This is a genomic window from Picrophilus oshimae DSM 9789 (assembly GCF_900176435.1).
GTDB classification, from domain to species: domain Archaea; phylum Thermoplasmatota; class Thermoplasmata; order Thermoplasmatales; family Thermoplasmataceae; genus Picrophilus; species Picrophilus oshimae.
In genome coordinates this window covers 140,931-160,258 of record NZ_FWYE01000004.1, presented here as the reverse complement: position 1 = coordinate 160,258, position 19,328 = coordinate 140,931, and the positions used below count along the sequence as shown (strand labels likewise).

Here is a 19,328-nt window from a genome sequence, read left to right as displayed (position 1 = left end):
TTTATAACTTTTTTCATTATGATTATAATATAATATTTATAAATGATATAAATTATCACACAAAATTTTATGATCATGAAATAATTAAATAAATTAAAAACAAAAGTTTAATTAAGATTTTTTGATAAAACCATGTGTACTGCATTCTTATAAAAAACAGGGAGGTAACCAATTTTAGCAGCATCTATGAGCTCCTTAAAACAGGGGCAGACTCGCTCTTCGTAATAGACTACGATGCAATTACAAGAAGGTATTTAAATATAGAGCTATACGAAAAACTGTCAGATTATTTTGAATTAACTGTAATGAATTTTCCGGTCACGGATCAGGACTTAATAGATACATTTATCAATGGTGCATCAACCGTTGTAATAAATAATAATCTTACATATAAAACAATATCAAGGTTTCTCGAAATATCTGAAAATCTTGCAATGCTCTATGCATACAATGACACATGCAGGTACTTCAGTGAGCTTGGCGGCAGGATGTACCTATCGGACAGGCAGGTCATGCTACCATACAAATTAATATACAATTACGGTCATAATTACATAGAAAATTCAATAAATTTAGAATTCTTTCCGGATGAGATAAAAAGCATGATAGACTAGAAAATATTAAATCAATGTATAATATATTAAATAAATGAAATGCACATTCTGCAACGAAAAGGCCGTTTACAATGTGAAATACAATGGCACAGCCCTCTGCAGGGAGCACTTTATAAACTTTTTTGAGAAGCGCGTTAAAAGGGAGATAAGAAACCAGACAGATCTAAAGCGTGATAAAATAACAATATCCGTTGCAATATCAGGTGGCAAGGACAGTCTTGTTACATTATACGTTTTAAATAAAATACTATCAGATAGAAGAAATCTAAAAATAAAGGCCTTTACTGTTGATGAGGGCATATCAGGCTACAGGCCATCCGGTATAGAAAAGGCTGCCAGGCTGTGCAAAAGCCTTGGCATAGATCATGAAATAATATCATTTAAGCGTGAGTTTGGGTACACACTTGACGAGATCATGTCAATAGATAATACAAGGATATCGTGCTCCCACTGCGGCCCAATGCGCAGATCATTGATGAATAAAATATCAATGTATAATAAAGCCGATTATCTTGCACTTGGAATAAACCTTGATGATTATGCACAGTCAATTCTAATGAACGTTGTCAGGGGAGACATTTCAAGGTACATAAGGCTTGCACCACATACAGGCATTGAACGTGATGGTTTAATACCAAGGATAATACCATTAAGAAAGATACCAGAAAAGGAGGTCGTTATATACGCAATATTAAACAATATTGATTATGATAACAGCTGGTGCCCTTATTACAGGGATGCATACAGAAATGAGGCAAGAATGATAATAAACATGCTCGAGGAAAAAACTCCAGGAACAAGGCAGGCAATAGTCAAATTCTTTGATGGAACCAGGGATATATTAAAAAATTCATATGAATCAAAAGATATGAAGAGATGCATGATATGTGGCAGTCCATCACAGAACGATGTCTGCGAGGTATGTTCTGATTTAAAAGAGATAAATGAAAGGGTATTAAAAAAGAGCATATAAATAGTTTTTTTCAAATCCATAAAGAAAAATGTTATATAAATATGGAATAATAATATTACATGTCAGATATAAAAGAGAATGTTCTCAATGCAATAGGAAACACACCTCTTGTAAAATTAAATAAAATCAATGTTAAAAATATAGAAATATATGTAAAGCTTGAGTATTACAGTCCCGGCATGAGCATAAAGGACAGAATAGCCCTTGGCATGATAGAGGATGCCGAGAGAAAGGGTTTGATCGAGCCGGGTGACACAATAATAGGCAAAACCTCAGGTAATACCGGCATAGGACTTGCGATAGCCTGTGCTGTAAAGGGATACAGATTTGTTGCGGTCATGTCCGCTGGAAATTCCGCAGAAAGACAAAAAATACTAAGGGCCCTTGGTGCCGAGGTCGTTCTTGTGCCGCAGCAACCCGGTGAGGAACCTGGAAGAATATCAAGAAAGGACAACGATGCCGTTGAGAAAAAGACACAGGAATTAACAGAAAAATTGAATGCATACAGGCCAAATCAGTACATAAATTCAATGAACTGGAAGGTTCATCAGCACACAACCGGCCAGGAGATAATAAGGCAGACTTCTGGAAGGCTGGACGCGTTTGTTGCATACATAGGCACCGGTGGAACCTTTGTTGGAATAGCAAGGGCCCTGAAAAGCTTTAACAATGATATAAAATGCTATCCTGTTGAACCAGGCGTTGCAGCATTTCTCGCAGGCAAAAAGGTTATAACGACGCAGCATCTGATCCAGGGTGGCGGTCATGCAGTAAAACCTCCGTTCTGGGATGAATCAATAGTGGATGGATATATACAGGTTTCCGAGGATGAGGCAATAAAAACTGCAAGGGCACTTGCAAAAAATGAGGGTATACTAACAGGTTTTTCAGGCGGTGCAAACGTTGCAGCCGCAGCCAAGCTCGACGATTCATTAAGGCCGGGCAGCATCGTGGTTACGGTTTTGCCTGATACAGGACTTAAATACCTTTCAACGGTTCTCTATGAATAGGTAAAATCCTCGTCAGTCATTTCAAGAAATATCTTCTCGGAAACCTCCGGCCTGCTGTACCTTATTATCCTGAACAGCATTGATTTTTCCTTTTTTATCATTTCCAGGGCCTTCTCAACAGAGTTAACATTGTATGAATTTTTATCCCTGGGCTTAACATTTTTATCAAGCTCATTAAAAAACTCAAGGAACTCATCTGCAACATCAAGATGCACCGGTGATATGTTTAAATGAACTGAATCCGGCATGTCAATAAAAACGTTTCCAGGCTGTATCTGTGGATACCAGCCGTTCTCTATCATTTTTATTCCAAGGTCTATAATGTCCTTATCATTATGTGTGAATGCAAATATCGTTGCATCAGGCCTTCCAATGATTTTATACCCGAGATCTGTTATGCCGGATCTGATCATTCTATATGCCTTTAATGTTTTTTCCGCGAGTTTTTTGTATCCATCAAGGCCAAGATAGTTTAACGTTGCCCATGAACCTGCAAGCGGTCCTGCAGATTTTGTGGCCTGCATACCCATATTTGACATTGGATATCCGGGCCAGTCGGCATTTACATAGATCTGTCTTTTTCTGAGATCACGGTTTTTATATAAAACAACTGATGATCCCTTTGGTGTGAATCCATACTTATGAAGGTCTATCGACATAGATGAAACACCTGGAAGCTTAAAATCAAAATCTTTTATGTTCAAACCAAGACCTTTCAGGAACGGCAATATCATGCCGCCGACGCAGGCATCAACGTGAAACCATGTGTTTTTATCAAGTGCAATCTCGGATATATCCTTTATATTATCAATGCCACCGTATGGAAATGATGGCGCAGATGCTATCACGGCCGCGGTTCTGTCATTAATATATTGATTAATTGTATCATCAGCTATGTAATCTTCATTTACAGGGACTCTTGTTATCTTCATGCCAAGGTATTTTGCAGCCTTGCTGAATGCGGGATGTGCCGTAACCGGTGCTACAATCTCAGGAACGTACTCCTTTTTTTCCAGGAAAAGGTCCCTGGCGGCCTTCATTGCAAGAAGTATGCTCTCGGTGCCGCCTGTTGTAAATGTTCCGGATGTATCATCGTTCCCGTGCATTAAATCAGACATCATTGATATTAGATCGTTCTCAATCTTTAACGTGCTTGGAAATGCATGGTAATCCATGCCATTTCTATTATAAAATTTTAGGAGTATTGATGATAGATCATCAAGATCCTTTAAGCCCGGATCATAGAAATATGTAAAGAGCCGGCCCCTGCTGTTTTTTATATCGTTCTTACCGTACCCATCAAGTATTGAGTTTATTTCATCAACGGGTATGCCCCTCTCTGGAAATCTTTTTAGCATAAACAAAGATTTTTCTATATATTATAAATTTTTTTATCTCTAATAATAGTAAATATATTTTTAAACAATGTAATTATAATAAATCATGGGTAAAATCGTTGGCATTATAGGCGGTATGGGGCCTGTTGCAACCGTTAAATTCATAGAAAAATTAACCTCCATGACGGATGCTGAAATTGATCAGGATCATGTTAGATATGTATTATACAATGATCCAGAGATACCTGACAGGATAGAAGCATACTTTGAAAACATGGAGTCCCCGGTTAACGCAATAAACAACGGCATAAAATATCTTGAATCCATTGGCATAGACACAATAGGCATGGCCTGCAACACAGCGCATATATGGTTTAAGGAGTTTGTTTACAAATCAAATTTCCTGAACATGATTGATTTAACAGCATCTGTATTGAAAAAATCAGGATTTAAAAATGTACTTTTATTATCAACAAATGCAACGGTTTCATCCGGTCTTTACACCAATAAATTAAAAGATTATAATATAAATACAGTTATACCGGATCAGGACATTGTTATGAAATCGATACATTATGTCAAGGTCAATGATACCAAAATGGCCAGGGAGACCATCGATCCTGTTATTAATGGGCATAGAAACGAGGTCGATGCACTTTTGCTGGCATGCACAGAGATGCCTGTGATAATATCCGAAAAAACATACAATATCCCGGTAATAGATTCAGACGAGGCGCTGGCAGCAGCATTAATAAAAAGCGCAGGAAAGAGGTTAAAAAAGGAATACAGGCTTTATGATCTATAGAAATATTTATTAAATTTCTATTAATACAGAAACTGCGGGGTTGTAGCTTAGCTTGGTTGGAGCACCCGGCTGATAACCGGGAGGTCACCGGTCCAAATCCGGTCAGCCCCATCTTATAATTAATCAATTGAAAAATTTAATAAATTCGATACATTTATTTCTTATGCTCGATTTTAGGATTGCCGAGATTTTAACAGAAGACCGGCCGAATAAATACTGGTACATGCTAAGAAATATAGGAATTAATGATGCCGTTGGAATACTTCCAAGACATTTCAGCGACTGGCGTATGCATGGTGAATTAAATCCATGGGATTACATATCATTGAAAAGATACAAAAACATGATCAATGATTCTGGCTTTAATCTTGTTGCCATTGAGGACAATCCACCAATGGATAAAATTATTTTAAATCTGGATGGCAAAGATGATGAGCTTGAAAACGTGGCAAGGATGATCGAGAATTTTGGAAAACTAAATATAAAGATATGGTGCTATAACTGGATGGCTGTTATTGGCTGGTTCAGATCGTCAACACATATATTAAAGGATTATGGAACAACATCCGGCTTCAACGAAAACGACATAAATGATTATAATTTCAATGTAAGAATAAATAAGTCTGATCTATGGAAAAATTTAAATGATTTCCTTGATTTTATTGTTCCAATAGCGGAAGATAACGATGTTAAACTGGCAATGCACCCTGATGACCCGCCTCTGGATAACTTTTCTGGCATACCAAGGATAATGAATTCTATAGAATCATACGATCATTTAATTGAATTAAATAAAAGTGATTACAATGGCATAACCATGTGCCAGGGGAATTTCACATTGATGACGGATAATTTGCCTGATGTTATAAAACATTTCAATAAGAAAATATTTTTTGTTCATTTCAGGGATGTTTTAGGCGATAGACATAATTTTATAGAGACATTGATAGGCCATGGCAAAACAGATTTATATAAATGCATGAAAGCATACAATGATATAAATTTTGACGGAATTATGCGCGTCGACCATGTTCCAACACTTTATTCTGATGATGCGTCCGTTCCTGGATATTCATATTTAAACAGGCTCTACGCCATAGGATACATAAATGGACTTAGAGATTCAATAAAAAACGGCTCTAAAACGAGATGATGTCTATTATGTCCATGACATTGCCATTTCTTGATATTGAATAAAGACATATTGGACATGAGGTTACAATGTTTTTTGATAATTTTATTAGCTGATTGTACCTATCCTCTGACACATTTTTTGAAATCTCCGGGAATAAAAGCTCATCAGGTCCGCCACAGCAGAAGGTTTTATCGCCACTGCGATCAGGATAGATAACCATGGCAAGGCTTTCTGCGATATCCCTTGCACCTTTATATCTTCTATCACCATTAAAATTGCATGGGTCATGGAATGCTATTTTTAGATCTGTCCTTTTCATTTTATCTGTTTTTAATAAATCAAGATAGTAAACGATCTCCGGGTTAAAATCTTTTATGTATTTTTTGTATTCATACTTTAATATATTATATGTATGCGGATCAACCGTTATTATTTTTTTATAATCCTTTATTAAATTATAAACGTTTTTTATATATTCGATGAAATCATCTATAAAACCGTAATCATATAAAAGCGTTCCCGGATATGGTTCATTGTATCCAAGAAAATCGAACCTAACACCGCTATTTTTCAGGGCCCTCACAATTAATCTTAATTTATTTGAATAGTAATCGATTTTTCTGTCTTCAGGGATAACAAGCCTTGATAAATAATTGTGTCTTGATGCTATATTTATTAATCTCTTAAAAAGATCGTTGCCAAATCTTCTCTTTAGTTTTTCAATTACCTCTGTGTATGGCATGAGCTGGTACATTAAGCCGGTGTAAAGCAATGTGTCTGAATCATCAAATTCAATGTCTGAAAACCATCTATATGATTTAATGTTTAATGGTATGGGAGATTTATACATCTTTATGTTTTTCACAATTAATTTAACCTCATCCCTTTTTGTAAGGTTCATCTTGTTTAATATCATCCTTGAAATATCGCTTATCCTTCCTGCATCAACACCTGTTGGGCATACCTGAAGGCATACATGGCAGTCAAGGCATGAATAAAAAGTATCTGAAAAATTTAAATTAAAGTCATTTGATATTATACCATTGAACATAACAAGGCCGCTCTGTGCCCTGCCCCTGGCGGTTCTTGCCATATCATAACCGGAATTTTTATAGGTTGGGCATACAGAATCACAGAAACCGCAGCTGATGCATTTTGAACTCTCTGCCTTTAATTCATTTAAAAGATCATTAAAATCAATCAATAAAATCACCCCTGTTTAAAATATTATCAGGATCGAAGATTTTCTTTATTTTATTCATGAAGTAAAGGCTCTTTTCCTGGTTCTTGTATCTAAACTGTTCTTTAAGCATACCAATCTTTGTTTTTCCTATGCCATGCTCGCCGGATACTGAGCCGCCGAGTTTTATTGCGAGCATGTTTATCTCGTTCATTGCTGAAACTGCATTATTCCATTGTTCACCTGGATCGGCACCAACCTGTGGGTGTAAATTTCCATCACCGGCATGGCCACATGTTGCTATATAAACATTGTATTTTCTTCTTATATTATCAATGCCCTTTAGTGCCTCGCTTAATCTTGAAATTGGAACCACTATATCACCGTCTATAAAGCCCGGGTAAAGAAGTCCTGGTGCGGCAAAGGCAATCCTTCTTATTTCAAATATTTCATCAAACTCTTTCCCTTTAGGAACAACAATTTTCATTGCCCTCTCTTCTATTATATTTTTTATTTTATTGAAATCATCCTGGCTGAAATCTGTATCCACAAGAACCATGCCGCCATTAACCTCAGGATAATTAAATCGCTTTATTTTGTTTGCTGCTGCTATTCCATAATAATCAGCGAATTCAAGTATTAATGGATTTAACATTCTTATTTTTAAAATGGCATCCATGGCATCATCAATATTATCATAAAAACCTGCTATTCTGTATATCTTTCCTGGAAGGCCAAGTATCTTTAGATAGGCCTTTTTAACTATGCACAGTGTCCCCTCGCTGCCACATATTAGATCGACAAGGTTAAAGCCGCCGCGGTTTTTATATATTGTTTCACCAAAACTCGTCTCCTCGCCGTTTGCCAGAACACAGTCAAGCTTTAACACCCAGTCCTTGACAACACCATACCTTGCACATCGCATGCCGCCGGAATTCTCATTTACTGCCCCGCCAACTGTTGCTGTACTCACACTTGATGGATCCGGTGGAAAGAAATAGCCGTATTTCATGCATTCATTGTTTACCTCCTGCAATGTTGCACCGGCATATGCCTCCACGTAGCCATCTTTAAAATTCACTCTTATATTATTTAATGGCCTCATGTCAAGTACAATCGTGTTTTCAACAGGGACAACTGCCCCTGTTGGGCTTGAACCGCCACCACGTGCTATGACATTTAAATGGTATTTTGATGCTATTTTTAATACCCTTGATATAATATTTTCATCTGTAATTTTAACAACGCATAGCGGAATCTTTTCCATCCTGTCTATGCTTCCCTTTCTGTAAATTATTAAATGCTCGTTATCGGTTAAAACGTTATTAATACCTGCCGCTTTTATAATTTCATTAATAACATCATTCATATCTTATAATATTACATTTAAATAAATATTTTGGGCAACGATAAAATTTAATTTATAATAAACATAGACATACAATGAATTTTTTTATTATATTTAAAAGAATACGTAAAATAACAAGAAGAAACATGTTTAAATCAATTATCATTTTAATAGCGATAATTATATACTCGGTATTCTCAGAATATATTCTTGAAAATCCAATAAGATCAAGCGGCATACATAATTTATTCACAAGCCTTTGGTGGACAATGCAGACAATAACAACAGTTGGCTATGGTGACACACCTGTATATGGTTTCTACGGACGCATCAACGGTATGCTTATAATGGTGTTTGGCATAGGCACAATAGGATATGTCACAGCCTCACTGGCAACGATACTAATAGATTCAAGATTATCTGCAAGGTTTGGTGATGTTATGGCCCTTGAAAGCAGGCATGTTATAATATGCAATTTCAATTCAGAGACAAAAAAGATATTGAAGATGATAGATTCAATTGGTCTTGACATAGTTATATTATCCGAGAATGAACCTGAATTGAAGGAGTATACATATGTAAAGGGTATGGCCATAAAGGAAAGGGATTTAATAAAGGCCGGGATAAAGAAGGCCCTAACAGTGATAGTATTTGCAAAAAACGATGACCGTGATTCCCTTGCAATAGATGCAGAAACGATACTATCTGCAATGGTTATAAAGAAATTAAACAAAAATGTTCATGTAATTGCTGAACTTTTAAATCCTGACAGCAGGGAGCATGCCAGTGCCTTTGTTGATGAAACAATAGTCCACGGTGATGTTACCGCAGAGCTCATTGCTGCATCGATAATGAATCCAGGAATAACAAATCTTTTTAGCACGATATCACAGTTCATAAAGGAACAGGTCATTAACGACGATGATAAAAGAATGAATTATAAGGACTTTTATATTAAAATGCTTAACAGCGGAAAGAATGTAATAGCATTTAAAAAGGGCAATTCAGTAATAATAAAGCCGGATGATGAATTATCAAATTATGATGCATTCTTTTATATATAATATTTATACTGTACCATGACTGTAATTAGTAAGAACGATTATACAAAATTTTTCTGGGTTCACAGGAAAACCCTTTTAATAATATCAATAACAATCCTGATCCTAAGGTTTGTATTATCATTTTTGAATAATATTATTACAAATATCCTTAATTTTTTATCCCTGCCCGCGGCGTTCATAATAATTGAAATACTTTTTATGTACAGCTTTAAAAAGGATTTAAATAGAATTAAAATTTAATAATAATATTTATATATCCATTTTATGAACAAAAGATATGTAAATTTAATTATAATCATTATATCTGTTCTTATTGCAGTTATTTTAATCGGTACCATTGCAATACAGCCACTTGAGGAACCGTCAGGTAAATTTTTCAGGATAAATGGAAAAAGCAGCGATATCAATATTATATTCGTAAGCTGGCTTGGCTGTCCAATAGGTGCATCATTATCATGGCCCCTGTACTTTGCACTTTTAAAATATGGAAATTTATCATATTACGAATGGCATTCCGATCCTAATGACGTTTATCCAGATACCCCGGGATTAATATTTAAAGGTTATTTCTCAAATACAATAAATGCAACATTCATTTATTTATACAATGAAACATTAACAGGAAATCAAAATAATGAAACGATAAATGGAAACCTTGTTTCATATGGTCTTTCAGAATTAAAATCCGAGCTACCATGCAATTATTACAAGATCATTAAGAAGTATACCACAATTGACTGGATATCAGGCAGTCTCTTTGAGAGCAGTGCCGATTCTGTCTCACCGCACCATATTAATACCGTTCTATTAATATCAGGACCAAATGGATCCTATTTTTTAAACGGCGCACTTTACAATCCTGGTAATATATCAATATATGGAGACAACTACCTTTTAAAATACGGTGATAAAATAAAATTTATAAGATCTGCAGAGGAAAACATACTTGAACATATATCAATGGTTGAATAAGATTAAATAATTTACTGGTTATTTATTTTATAAAAGAATTTTTGCCTGACCTTTTCAACCTTTGGTTTAATAACTACCCTGCAGTAACCCTGTTCAGGATGCCTTTCAAAGTAGTTTTTATGGTAATCCTCTGCTGGATAAAAGTTTTTATATGGTTCAACTGAAACAACTATTTTGCTGTATTTACCTGAGGCCTCAAGATTTTTTATGTAATTAACAGCTCTTTCTTTTTGATATTCATTTATATAAAATATTGCCGTTCTGTAGTTTGTTCCAACATCCTCTCCCTGCCTGTTCAGTGTTGTGGGATCAATGACAGAGAAATATATCTCAAGAATGTCATCAAAGCTTATCTTTTCAGGATCGTACCTTATTCTTACAGTTTCGGTATGACCTGTTCTCTGGCTGCAAACTTCCTCATAGGTTGGGTTTACAGTTGTTCCACCGGCATAGCCCGGCTGAACATCATTTATACCGTATATATCCTTGAAAACAGCCTCCATGCACCAGAAGCAGCCGCCTGCGAGATAGCATACATCTTCCATGTTTTTGCATTCCAATTTAATAGTTATACTTTTGTATTAATATTTTTATCATGATTGTTAACAATGAAACATCAATTCAAAATTATAAATATCTTAATAATTATAATAATATATTAATTAATTATATATTTAAATAATACCTTAAAATACCAAAAATATGAAGAATGTTGCAATTATAATATCAACATCAAACAAGGAAAAGGCGGTTGCAGCGGCAACACTTGCAGGCGTTTCAAGGAAGAACAAGTTCTTCGGCGATGTGAAATTAATATTCTTTGGGCCAAGTGAAAGATTCATAGCAGATAACGATGAAACAATAATGAAGCTAATAAACGATTACAACAGTGCGGGCGATTCAAAGGCCATTGCGTGCAAGCTGGTTGCAACAAACCTGAATCTTCTGGATAGGCTTGATAAGGTAAGTTTAGTAAAGCTTGATATGGTCGGCCCAATTATAAAGGATCTTGCAGAGAAGGACTACGAGTTTTTAACATTTTAATTGATATTATTTTTATATTAAATAATACAAATCATTAAAAATTGCCTGTTTCTTAATATTAATAGGCATATAATAAAATCATTCACGTATAAAAAATGTTATCTATGTAGATTTAATTAACAACCATGATAAGATATGATCTAAAGCAGAGCGAGATGCCAAGGAAATGGTATAATATTATACCTGATTTACCTGAAGAGGTTCCAATGCCCCTTGATGAAAACGGCGAGGCCATGGAACTGCTTAAAAGGGCCGTACCATCAAAGATCCTTGAACATGAGTTCTCACACGAAAGGTATATAGATATACCAGAGCCGGTTTATGAAAAATACATGATGGTTGGCCGCCCAACACCGATAATAAGGGCAAAAAAATTTGAGGAATACCTTGGAAATAATATAAAAATATACATGAAGATGGAATCTTACACATATACCGGATCGCATAAAATAAACAGTGCCCTGGCACATGTATACTATGCAAAACAGGATAACGCAGATTTTGTTTCCAGTGAAACCGGCGCCGGCCAGTGGGGGGCGGCTGTTTCACTTGCCGCGGCTCTTAATAATATAAAAGCACACATATTTATGGTCAGAACGAGCTATTACGCAAAACCATACAGAAAATTTCAAATGGAGATGTATGGTGCAGATGTCCATCCAAGCCCATCAGATTTTACAGCATATGGAAAAGAACTATTAAAAAAAGATCCAGAAAATCCGGGGTCCCTGGGCATAGCAATAAGTGATGCAATGAAGTATGCACTTGAAAACAATGGAAAGTACATTGCCGGCAGTGTTATAAATGCGGATATATTATACAAAACAATAGCAGGCCAGGAGGCGCTTTTACAGATGAAGATGACCGGTGATGACCCTGATTATATAATAGGTGTTGTCGGTGGCGGTTCAAATTACGCGGCCCTTGCATTTCCATTTCTTGGTGAGGAGCTTCGTGAGAATAATATAAGAAGAAAGTACATAGCTGCTGGCTCTCTTGAGGTACCAAAAATGACAAGGGGCGTTTATAAATATGATTTTGCAGATACAGCAGGCGTTCTTCCAATGCTGAAGATGTACACAATTGGCGCTGACTTCATACCGCCACCTGTTTTCGCCGGCGGGTTAAGATACCATGCGGTTGCACCTTTGTTAAGCCTGTTAATGCATCGTGGCATAGTTTCCTCAAGGGACTATTCACAGGAAGAATCATTTAAATACGCACAGCTGTTCTCAAAGATAGAGGGCTATATACCGGCACCTGAGACATCACATGCGCTGCCGATTCTAAAGGAAATAGCGGACGAGGCCGAGAGGACCCATGAAAAGAAGACCGTTCTTGTAAGCTTCTCGGGCCATGGCCTGCTTGACCTTGCAAACTATGCGGATGCTCTTGGATTAAAGTAAATCAATCACTGTAATCGTGAAGAAATTCATCTATTTTTTTAATTATACCCCTGAAATTATATTTTAATTCATTTATTTCGTTATATGCAATATCCATGTATGGTCTCCATTCCATAAGATTCTCGGGCGGCGATAATAATATTTTCCTGTTTTCAATAATTTTTGAAACCTTTTTTGATTCAGGCTCGTATAATATATAATATGGTGAATCAATATATGATGTTACCTCATAGATGACAGGCTGAACCATAAAAAGATGTTCTATGTAATTCCTTGATATTTCAATATGGGCAAATATCTTTGAGTATTTATCATCATAATTAAATATTCTTATATGAAGCTCCCATGGGCTTTCAACTGGTCTTGACAGGCCAAATATCTCGCCCTTATATATGCTTGGCAATGCATCCTTAAAATCGTATTCTATCAATTTTATAACAAATTTCTTTACATAATCCTTTGGTATAACTATTGAAAATGTATTTTCATCCCTTGCAGATTCAAGATCTATATCATATAATTTATTTTTAATCCTAATCCTTTTTGGGTACTCTATGCCAATGCTTTTATACTGCATTATGCATTATTTTTATCTTGCTAATTAAGTTTTTTTGTTAATTAATCATCATTGTTTTTACCAAAAACATTATTGCAACACGTTTTATATTTAATCATTTAAAGCAGTTATTCTGAAATACCAATAAATGATATAAAAAAAATAAATTAAAAAAGCCATGTTATCCTTAATTTATATAAAATCAATAATGAATTATGATCAATTTTTATATGAATAATTTATCGAAATAAATTTTATAAAAACTTTAATAATTATGAATAAAATAACCTTTAAATCATTAAAAACAAAAAAATGTTAATACATTTTTAAGATATCGAACGGATGAACAAATCTCTTAAAAAGGATTCATTGAATGTCTATAATGTAATTTTTCAGGGTGTCGCCGGATCGGCACCTGCAGGCGCGGCTGTTGCAACGTTGACAGGCTCGGCAGCATTTGCCCTTGGATCCTTGCCACTATCTGCAGTTATAGCATTTATTATAGTTTTAATAAATGCGGTTATAATAAACAGGATATCAAAATATGTTGCCGGTGCCGGTGGTTATTATGCATACAGCCGTGATGGCCTCGGGAGCTTTGCAGGAATATTCACAGGCTGGATGTATATAATGTACCAGATCATGTCACTTGCATTTATAGCCCTGAGCGTTGCCATCTTTTTGCCGGCACTTATAGAGACAGTTTTTGGCATAATGCTGCCATCATATTTGTGGTTCATTCTTCTTATAATAATAATCTCCTTTGGATACTTTGTCTAATTTTCAGGCGTTAAAAATTCTGTAAGGTATGCAATGGTGATGGCAACAATAGAGGTTATAGTCATTGCGCTTGTAAGCATACTTATAATAACAATAAAGCCATCGATAAACACTGCAAGCGTATTTACACCGGTTTATGCAAAGGGAGGATTCACAGGCGTCATGCTTGGTGTTTTATTTATGTACACGGCATTCTCTGGTTTTGGCACCGCGACACCGCTTGGGGAGGAGGCACAGAATGAAAAGAAGGTTATAGGCCGTGGTGTTGTTATCTCGGTAATAGTCCTTGGTTTGTTCTTTATACTTGCATCTTATGCATTTACGGTTGGCTGGGGTCCAGAGAATATGCTAAGCTATTCGCAGGAACGTGTTCCAGGTGTAATCCTGTCAGAAAATTACCTTGGCATAGCAGGTGCACTTGTGGTTACAGTGCTCTTTGTGAACAGCCTTTTCACGGATTCAGTTGTTTTTACAAACTCACTTTCAAGGGTTGTTTTTTCAATGAGCCGTGATAACGTGCTTCCAGGAATACTGTCAAATGTACATGAGCATAGAAGGACACCGCATGTTGCGGCGGGCATCATGGCAATAATTGGCTTTATAATAGCGGCCATAGCCGTGGTTACACTTGGTGGCTTCAATGCATTTCTTTACATGGGTATAGGTGCAACATTAAGTGCACTTGTTGTACATATGATCGCAAACGCATCACTGCCAGGAATAATAAACAAAATGAGGAAAAAACTTAATATTTTCATGGATATAGCACTGCCTGTTATATCAATAGCAATACTCGGCTTTGTGTTCTATGGTAGCTTTATAAGCATAAACAAAATAGTTATAATAGCATCAATAACATTTGGTATCTGGTTAATCCTTGGAATCATCTATTCATTTATATCAATGGAGAAATTCTCGCATCCTGTTATAGATAAATAATTAATTTTTTATAAATTTAAAATTAAAATTTTATTGAAAATTAAGTCTTGCTTAAATATTGCTAATTAATACTCCATAAATGAAATATATTCATCTAAAGGTTATTGCACTTAACATTTTCATGCTTCTTGCCGTGACATTTACAATGAGGGCAACAACAAACATGCTAATGACGATTATTCCCGTGTTTACCAAGTATGTTATTAATGCCGATGTGCTTGATGTTGGTCTTACAGCCACCCTGGCAGGCATAGGTGCATTAATTTCAAATATATTTGTAAACGGTAAAATAAGAATAGACAGGACGCCAGTTACAATATTCTCGTTTCTCCTGCTAATGACCATATCGATCTTCTTTTTAATCTTCTCATCGAATATATATGAGGTCCTTGTATTATCACTTGCGTCAGGCCTTTCCATGGGCGTTGTCCAGACACTCTTAATGACTTTAATAACGGCGCTCGCACCAAGGGAGCTTAGAGATAGATACATAGCAATGTTCACGGCATCGTTATCATTAAGCTTAATAGCAGGTACCCTTGCACAGGGTTTAATAGTAAAATACATAAATGTAAGGACGGCCTTTATAATATTCTTCTTTGTTTCACTGTTATCAACATTGATAATGTTAATCTCATCAAGAAGGATAAAAATCAATCCAGGCAAATCAAAAAAGATAAAATTCTCGGACGTTTTATCAAAATCATCAACTGCATTAAAAAATCCAAAGGTTCAGTTTGCATTATCAGGAAACATATCATATGCATTTCCATTTGTTTTAATACTAACCTATGGAAGCATCTTTGGAAATGAATATGATAATATAAATCCATCATCGTTCTTTTACATACTTGCTGCATTCTTCTTCGTATCATTTTTAACAAGGCTTTACATGTCAACACACAGCATTAAAAGAAAGGAGTTATTAATGTACTTTTCCTTTGTTCTTGGCCTGGCAGGATACATAATAATCGGCATCAGCTCATATTATATAATATTCCTTATAGGTTTAATAATACTTGGTATACCCCATGGATCAATATATCCAATATCAAGCTATTACCTTTCAAATTCCGTTGAAACAGAGGATCTAAACATAGTATACTCAATGTTCTCATTTATAATGAATATAATAGCATTTATTATACCATTTGTCTATGGTTTAATATCAAAACTCTATGATCTAAGGATAGCATCGCTTTCATTGTCAATACCAATGGCGCTTGTTATAATATACTCTGTTATATCAAACATTAAGGGCAATAGATCATTAAAGAGAAATGAATCATTAAATTAATTTTCTTAAGCAATCAGGGCAGAAGCATGAATCACTTATTAGCGACAGCATATTTATCTTCTCCCTTTTTATTTTTATCCCAGAACACCAGCATGAAAGCCCGTTACATTCAAAAACTGATCCACAGCCAGGGCATATCCTTTTCATGATGGATTATAAAATGGTATTATAACAATGTTACCATAAATTTTTGAAGATCATGCAAAATATTAAACGTTGTTATATTTTAATATATTGGTTATTAAATAAAAAATATTCATCTTCCTGGAATCTTATTAATTATATCTGGCATTTACAATATAATGATTCAATAAATATGAATGTTCTATTTAATTTATTAAAAGACAAAATTATCAAATTAAAATGTAAGATAAATAACAAAAAGCAGTGTTGATATTATATCTATAAAAACTATCTCGTTTGTTTTTCTTGTTATTTTAAAAGGATCTCCATGTATGTAAATTATGTGTATTATTGCAATAATGAATGCCGGTATTAAAAAAACAAAAAGATACAATTTATAAACTGTGATAACAAATGCCGGAATAAGCATTAAGGAATATATCTCCTTAAAATGCGTTACTCTTGTACCGTTAGGTTTATCCTCAATGGAATGATGCAAAAATCTAATGGCAGATGCCAGCAAACCTGTAAATATGCCTGTGATTAATACAAATACATCAACATTTAAATTGAAGACTATTACAGCACCTGTGTAAACCAGTGGTCCAAAAGAAAGGAACGTTGATATCTCACCAAGGCCGCGGTTGTCCAGCATCACAGGTGGAAGCACGTAAAGGAGTGAAACTATAACCGCTATAATACCTATGATTATTAAATAATATTTTTCTGTGATTACAAGCAGGTATATTCCAAGGGAAACCGCTATAAGCATTGTTATGATAAAAAAGTATCTTATTATTTTGGGATTAACATGATTTTTTATTATCAGGTACGGGCCAACAGGAAACAGGGTATCATCATTGTAAAGTTTTTTACCATTTTTATAATCATAGTAATCCATTGAAAGGTTTAATGCAGCCTGCATAAACAGGACTATTAAAATCATTACAATGAATAAATATAATTTTTTATAATGATCGAATGAAAAAGCTATTATAACTGGTGATACAGAAGTAAAGTACAATGGTATCTTTAATCCCCTGATTAAATCAATAATCTTCATGCTACATGATATTTATTAATATGATAAAGCTTCACATGTAATTTTAATATATTTAATTGCGATATTAAAATATGAATAAATCTATATTAAAATTCATGAGAAAATCAAAAACCATGACCCTATCTACCGATGGGATAAAACTATGGGGAACAAAGGTTTACTATGCCCTGGATCATGGATTCATCTTCTTTATAGAGAAAAAGGGATTAACCATACAAAATATATACAAGAACAATAATGTAAGCTTTGAGATAGATAATAATAAATTATCGATAATAGTTCAGGGTTCAGGCCACGTTGAGATTCTTGGTGAGCCAACAGATTTTGACAGGGAGCGTGGTATACTTCTTTACAAGGTTCCAGAGGATGTCCAGTTCATGAAGCACGGCACGGTCTATATTGCAAGATTGGTACCCGATTTTATCAGGGTCATAGACATGAGAACAGAGTTTAAAAAGTTCGATATTGATATAAATTTGGATGAATTTACAGAGAAGCAGCATCCTGTATTTTTATCATCAAGGCCATGGAGCTTCCAGCAGAGCATAGCTGCAATACTGCTTGGCGCCGTGCTTGCAACGAGAATAAATTTATTCCTGCTTTTTTTATCCATCATGGGCGTTCTTCTGGCCCAGGCATCCTTTAATATATTAAATGGCTACTTTGATTTCAAATCAGGAAATGATAATAAGCTATCAATGACAAGCACCAGGGTATTTATAGACAGGATTGTTCCAGAGCGCAGGGCAGTCCAATATTCAATGATAATGCTAATACTTGCCGTAATTATTGGAATCTACGCAGTATATATAAAACCGGAGATACTATTATACTTTGTTATAGGCCTTATTGGCGGTATATTATATAATCTTCCAAGAATAGGCTTAAAAAGGATGGCCCTTGGTGATATCTCAGTGTTTATAATATGGTCTGTTATTTTTCTTGGAAGCTATATTTTCCAGGGAGGAATAATAAATATACCTGTGATCTTCATATCATTTGCCGTTGGTATATTAACCTTAAGCATACTTCACAGCAACAACTGGCGTGACATAAAGGATGACAAGAATGCAAATGTAAAAACTGTGGCATCATTGCTGGGCGAAAAAATATCAATGATCTATTATCTTATACTGATATACATACCATACATACTTATATCTACAGCATTCTATCTTTCATATAAATTACTGCCACTGCTCTCTGTTTTTATAACAATACCAATGTCGGTATACCTGGCAAGAATAGCAATTAACAATAAAAATATAAAGCGCGGGGAGCTTGACAGGTTAACAGCAAGATTCACATTCATCTTTGCAATAACAGGCGCGGTATTCTACCTTGGCATTATGTTTATATACGGCATGGATAAATTTATACTATAATTTATTTATAATCTTTTATTATATAAAAATAATTAATATTAGAATTATGTTCTTCCAGATTCAATAACATATTTTATAATATTATAAACTAGAATGGCCAAAAGAATGGATGATATAACGATATCAATTAAACCATAGTCATATGAAAATTTCTGCGGTATCGCCAGGCCTGTTATATACAGATAGGCATCAATGGTTACCAGCAGCAAAAAGGATAAAATTATCCTCATTAGATTTAATTTCATATCTTAATATAGCATTAACCATTATATAAATTTCAGTCATATATTAAATTTA

General features: G+C 34.8%; 20 protein-coding genes, 1 tRNA gene and 1 pseudogene. 14 read left to right on the top strand and 8 right to left on the bottom strand.

Annotated features, from left to right (window positions below):
- Positions 1-134 precede the first annotated feature (134 nt).
- Genes B8780_RS07275 through B8780_RS07265 form a run of 3 tightly spaced genes read left to right on the top strand, consistent with a single transcriptional unit; the run spans position 135 to position 2,597 of the window.
- Positions 135-614, top strand: a complete 480-nt coding sequence (locus B8780_RS07275) for a hypothetical protein (protein WP_011176954.1) — start codon at positions 135-137, stop codon at positions 612-614.
- A 34-nt stretch (positions 615-648) separates the two neighbouring features.
- A complete protein-coding gene (locus B8780_RS07270; RefSeq protein WP_084273207.1) occupies positions 649-1,587 on the top strand; it encodes a TIGR00269 family protein in 939 nt (312 codons plus the stop codon).
- Between the two features lie 59 nt (positions 1,588-1,646).
- On the top strand, positions 1,647-2,597 hold the full coding sequence (locus B8780_RS07265; protein ID WP_084273206.1) for a PLP-dependent cysteine synthase family protein: 951 nt from the start codon (positions 1,647-1,649) through the stop codon (positions 2,595-2,597).
- On the opposite strand, the gene B8780_RS07260 is transcribed toward B8780_RS07265, so the two are convergent.
- The gene (locus tag B8780_RS07260) at positions 2,588-3,955 is read right to left on the bottom strand and encodes a pyridoxal phosphate-dependent decarboxylase family protein (protein ID WP_084273205.1); all 1,368 of its coding nucleotides are present in this window, start codon (positions 3,953-3,955) and stop codon (positions 2,588-2,590) included. The two genes, B8780_RS07265 and B8780_RS07260, sit on opposite strands and share 10 nt — an antisense overlap.
- 85 nt (positions 3,956-4,040) lie before the next feature.
- On the opposite strand from B8780_RS07260, the gene cuyB reads away from it, so the two are divergent.
- From cuyB to B8780_RS07245, 3 genes are all read left to right on the top strand, one after another.
- Positions 4,041-4,739, top strand: coding sequence for a cysteate racemase (gene cuyB / locus B8780_RS07255; protein WP_084273204.1), 699 nt, complete (start codon positions 4,041-4,043; stop codon positions 4,737-4,739).
- A 36-nt stretch (positions 4,740-4,775) separates the two neighbouring features.
- A tRNA-Ile gene (locus tag B8780_RS07250) sits at positions 4,776-4,850 on the top strand.
- Between the two features lie 52 nt (positions 4,851-4,902).
- The gene (locus B8780_RS07245; RefSeq protein WP_084273203.1) at positions 4,903-5,892 is read left to right on the top strand and encodes a mannonate dehydratase; all 990 of its coding nucleotides are present in this window, start codon (positions 4,903-4,905) and stop codon (positions 5,890-5,892) included.
- On the opposite strand, the gene B8780_RS07240 is transcribed toward B8780_RS07245, so the two are convergent.
- Positions 5,879-7,078: a (Fe-S)-binding protein gene (locus B8780_RS07240; RefSeq protein ID WP_161939702.1), complete on the bottom strand. Its 1,200-nt coding sequence runs from the start codon at positions 7,076-7,078 to the stop codon at positions 5,879-5,881. The genes B8780_RS07245 and B8780_RS07240 overlap by 14 nt on opposite strands.
- Positions 7,071-8,423, bottom strand: coding sequence for an FAD-binding oxidoreductase (locus B8780_RS07235; protein ID WP_084273201.1), 1,353 nt, complete (start codon positions 8,421-8,423; stop codon positions 7,071-7,073). The genes B8780_RS07240 and B8780_RS07235 overlap by 8 nt, the downstream gene beginning before the upstream one ends.
- A 74-nt stretch (positions 8,424-8,497) precedes the next feature.
- Between B8780_RS07235 and B8780_RS07230 the strand changes: the two genes are divergently transcribed.
- Genes B8780_RS07230 through B8780_RS07225 form a run of 3 tightly spaced genes read left to right on the top strand, consistent with a single transcriptional unit; the run spans position 8,498 to position 10,438 of the window.
- Positions 8,498-9,466, top strand: a complete 969-nt coding sequence (locus B8780_RS07230; RefSeq protein WP_084273200.1) for an ion channel — start codon at positions 8,498-8,500, stop codon at positions 9,464-9,466.
- 15 nt (positions 9,467-9,481) lie between these two features.
- On the top strand, positions 9,482-9,706 hold the full coding sequence (locus tag B8780_RS08155; protein WP_153274089.1) for a hypothetical protein: 225 nt from the start codon (positions 9,482-9,484) through the stop codon (positions 9,704-9,706).
- 24 nt (positions 9,707-9,730) lie between these two features.
- Positions 9,731-10,438, top strand: a complete 708-nt coding sequence (locus B8780_RS07225; protein ID WP_084273199.1) for a DUF929 domain-containing protein — start codon at positions 9,731-9,733, stop codon at positions 10,436-10,438.
- 11 nt (positions 10,439-10,449) lie between these two features.
- Here the strand turns inward: B8780_RS07225 and msrA are convergent, their stop codons facing one another.
- Entirely contained in the window at positions 10,450-10,983 is a 534-nt protein-coding gene (msrA, locus tag B8780_RS07220; protein WP_084273198.1) for a peptide-methionine (S)-S-oxide reductase MsrA, read from the bottom strand.
- A 157-nt stretch (positions 10,984-11,140) separates the two neighbouring features.
- Here msrA and B8780_RS07215 point away from each other — a divergent pair, with 157 nt between their 5' ends.
- Positions 11,141-11,482 carry a hypothetical protein gene (locus B8780_RS07215; protein WP_084273197.1) on the top strand — a complete coding sequence of 114 codons (342 nt, stop codon included), beginning with the start codon at positions 11,141-11,143 and terminating at the stop codon, positions 11,480-11,482.
- 125 nt (positions 11,483-11,607) lie between these two features.
- On the top strand, positions 11,608-12,888 hold the full coding sequence (locus B8780_RS07210; RefSeq protein ID WP_011176942.1) for a TrpB-like pyridoxal phosphate-dependent enzyme: 1,281 nt from the start codon (positions 11,608-11,610) through the stop codon (positions 12,886-12,888).
- 1 nt (position 12,889) lies between these two features.
- On the opposite strand, the gene B8780_RS07205 is transcribed toward B8780_RS07210, so the two are convergent.
- The gene (locus B8780_RS07205; RefSeq protein WP_084273196.1) at positions 12,890-13,465 is read right to left on the bottom strand and encodes a hypothetical protein; all 576 of its coding nucleotides are present in this window, start codon (positions 13,463-13,465) and stop codon (positions 12,890-12,892) included.
- Between the two features lie 321 nt (positions 13,466-13,786).
- Between B8780_RS07205 and B8780_RS07200 the strand changes: the two are divergent.
- Together B8780_RS07200 and B8780_RS07195 are read left to right on the top strand one after the other, a co-directional pair.
- A pseudogene (locus B8780_RS07200) lies at positions 13,787-15,163 on the top strand (APC family permease).
- A gap of 79 nt (positions 15,164-15,242) precedes the next feature.
- Entirely contained in the window at positions 15,243-16,460 is a 1,218-nt protein-coding gene (locus tag B8780_RS07195; RefSeq protein ID WP_011176939.1) for an MFS transporter, read from the top strand.
- Here B8780_RS07195 and B8780_RS08410 read toward each other — a convergent pair.
- Entirely contained in the window at positions 16,452-16,607 is a 156-nt protein-coding gene (locus B8780_RS08410) for a cysteine-rich CWC family protein (protein ID WP_083750373.1), read from the bottom strand. The two genes, B8780_RS07195 and B8780_RS08410, sit on opposite strands and share 9 nt — an antisense overlap.
- A gap of 211 nt (positions 16,608-16,818) precedes the next feature.
- On the bottom strand, positions 16,819-17,646 hold the full coding sequence (locus B8780_RS07185; protein ID WP_084273195.1) for a prenyltransferase: 828 nt from the start codon (positions 17,644-17,646) through the stop codon (positions 16,819-16,821).
- A gap of 71 nt (positions 17,647-17,717) precedes the next feature.
- On the opposite strand from B8780_RS07185, the gene B8780_RS07180 reads away from it, so the two are divergent.
- Positions 17,718-19,031 (top strand): UbiA family prenyltransferase, encoded by a 1,314-nt coding sequence (locus tag B8780_RS07180; protein ID WP_084273194.1) that lies wholly within the window; start codon positions 17,718-17,720, stop codon positions 19,029-19,031.
- A gap of 44 nt (positions 19,032-19,075) precedes the next feature.
- On the opposite strand, the gene B8780_RS07175 is transcribed toward B8780_RS07180, so the two are convergent.
- The gene (locus B8780_RS07175) at positions 19,076-19,276 is read right to left on the bottom strand and encodes a hypothetical protein (RefSeq protein WP_048059409.1); all 201 of its coding nucleotides are present in this window, start codon (positions 19,274-19,276) and stop codon (positions 19,076-19,078) included.
- Positions 19,277-19,328: the final 52 nt, after the last annotated feature.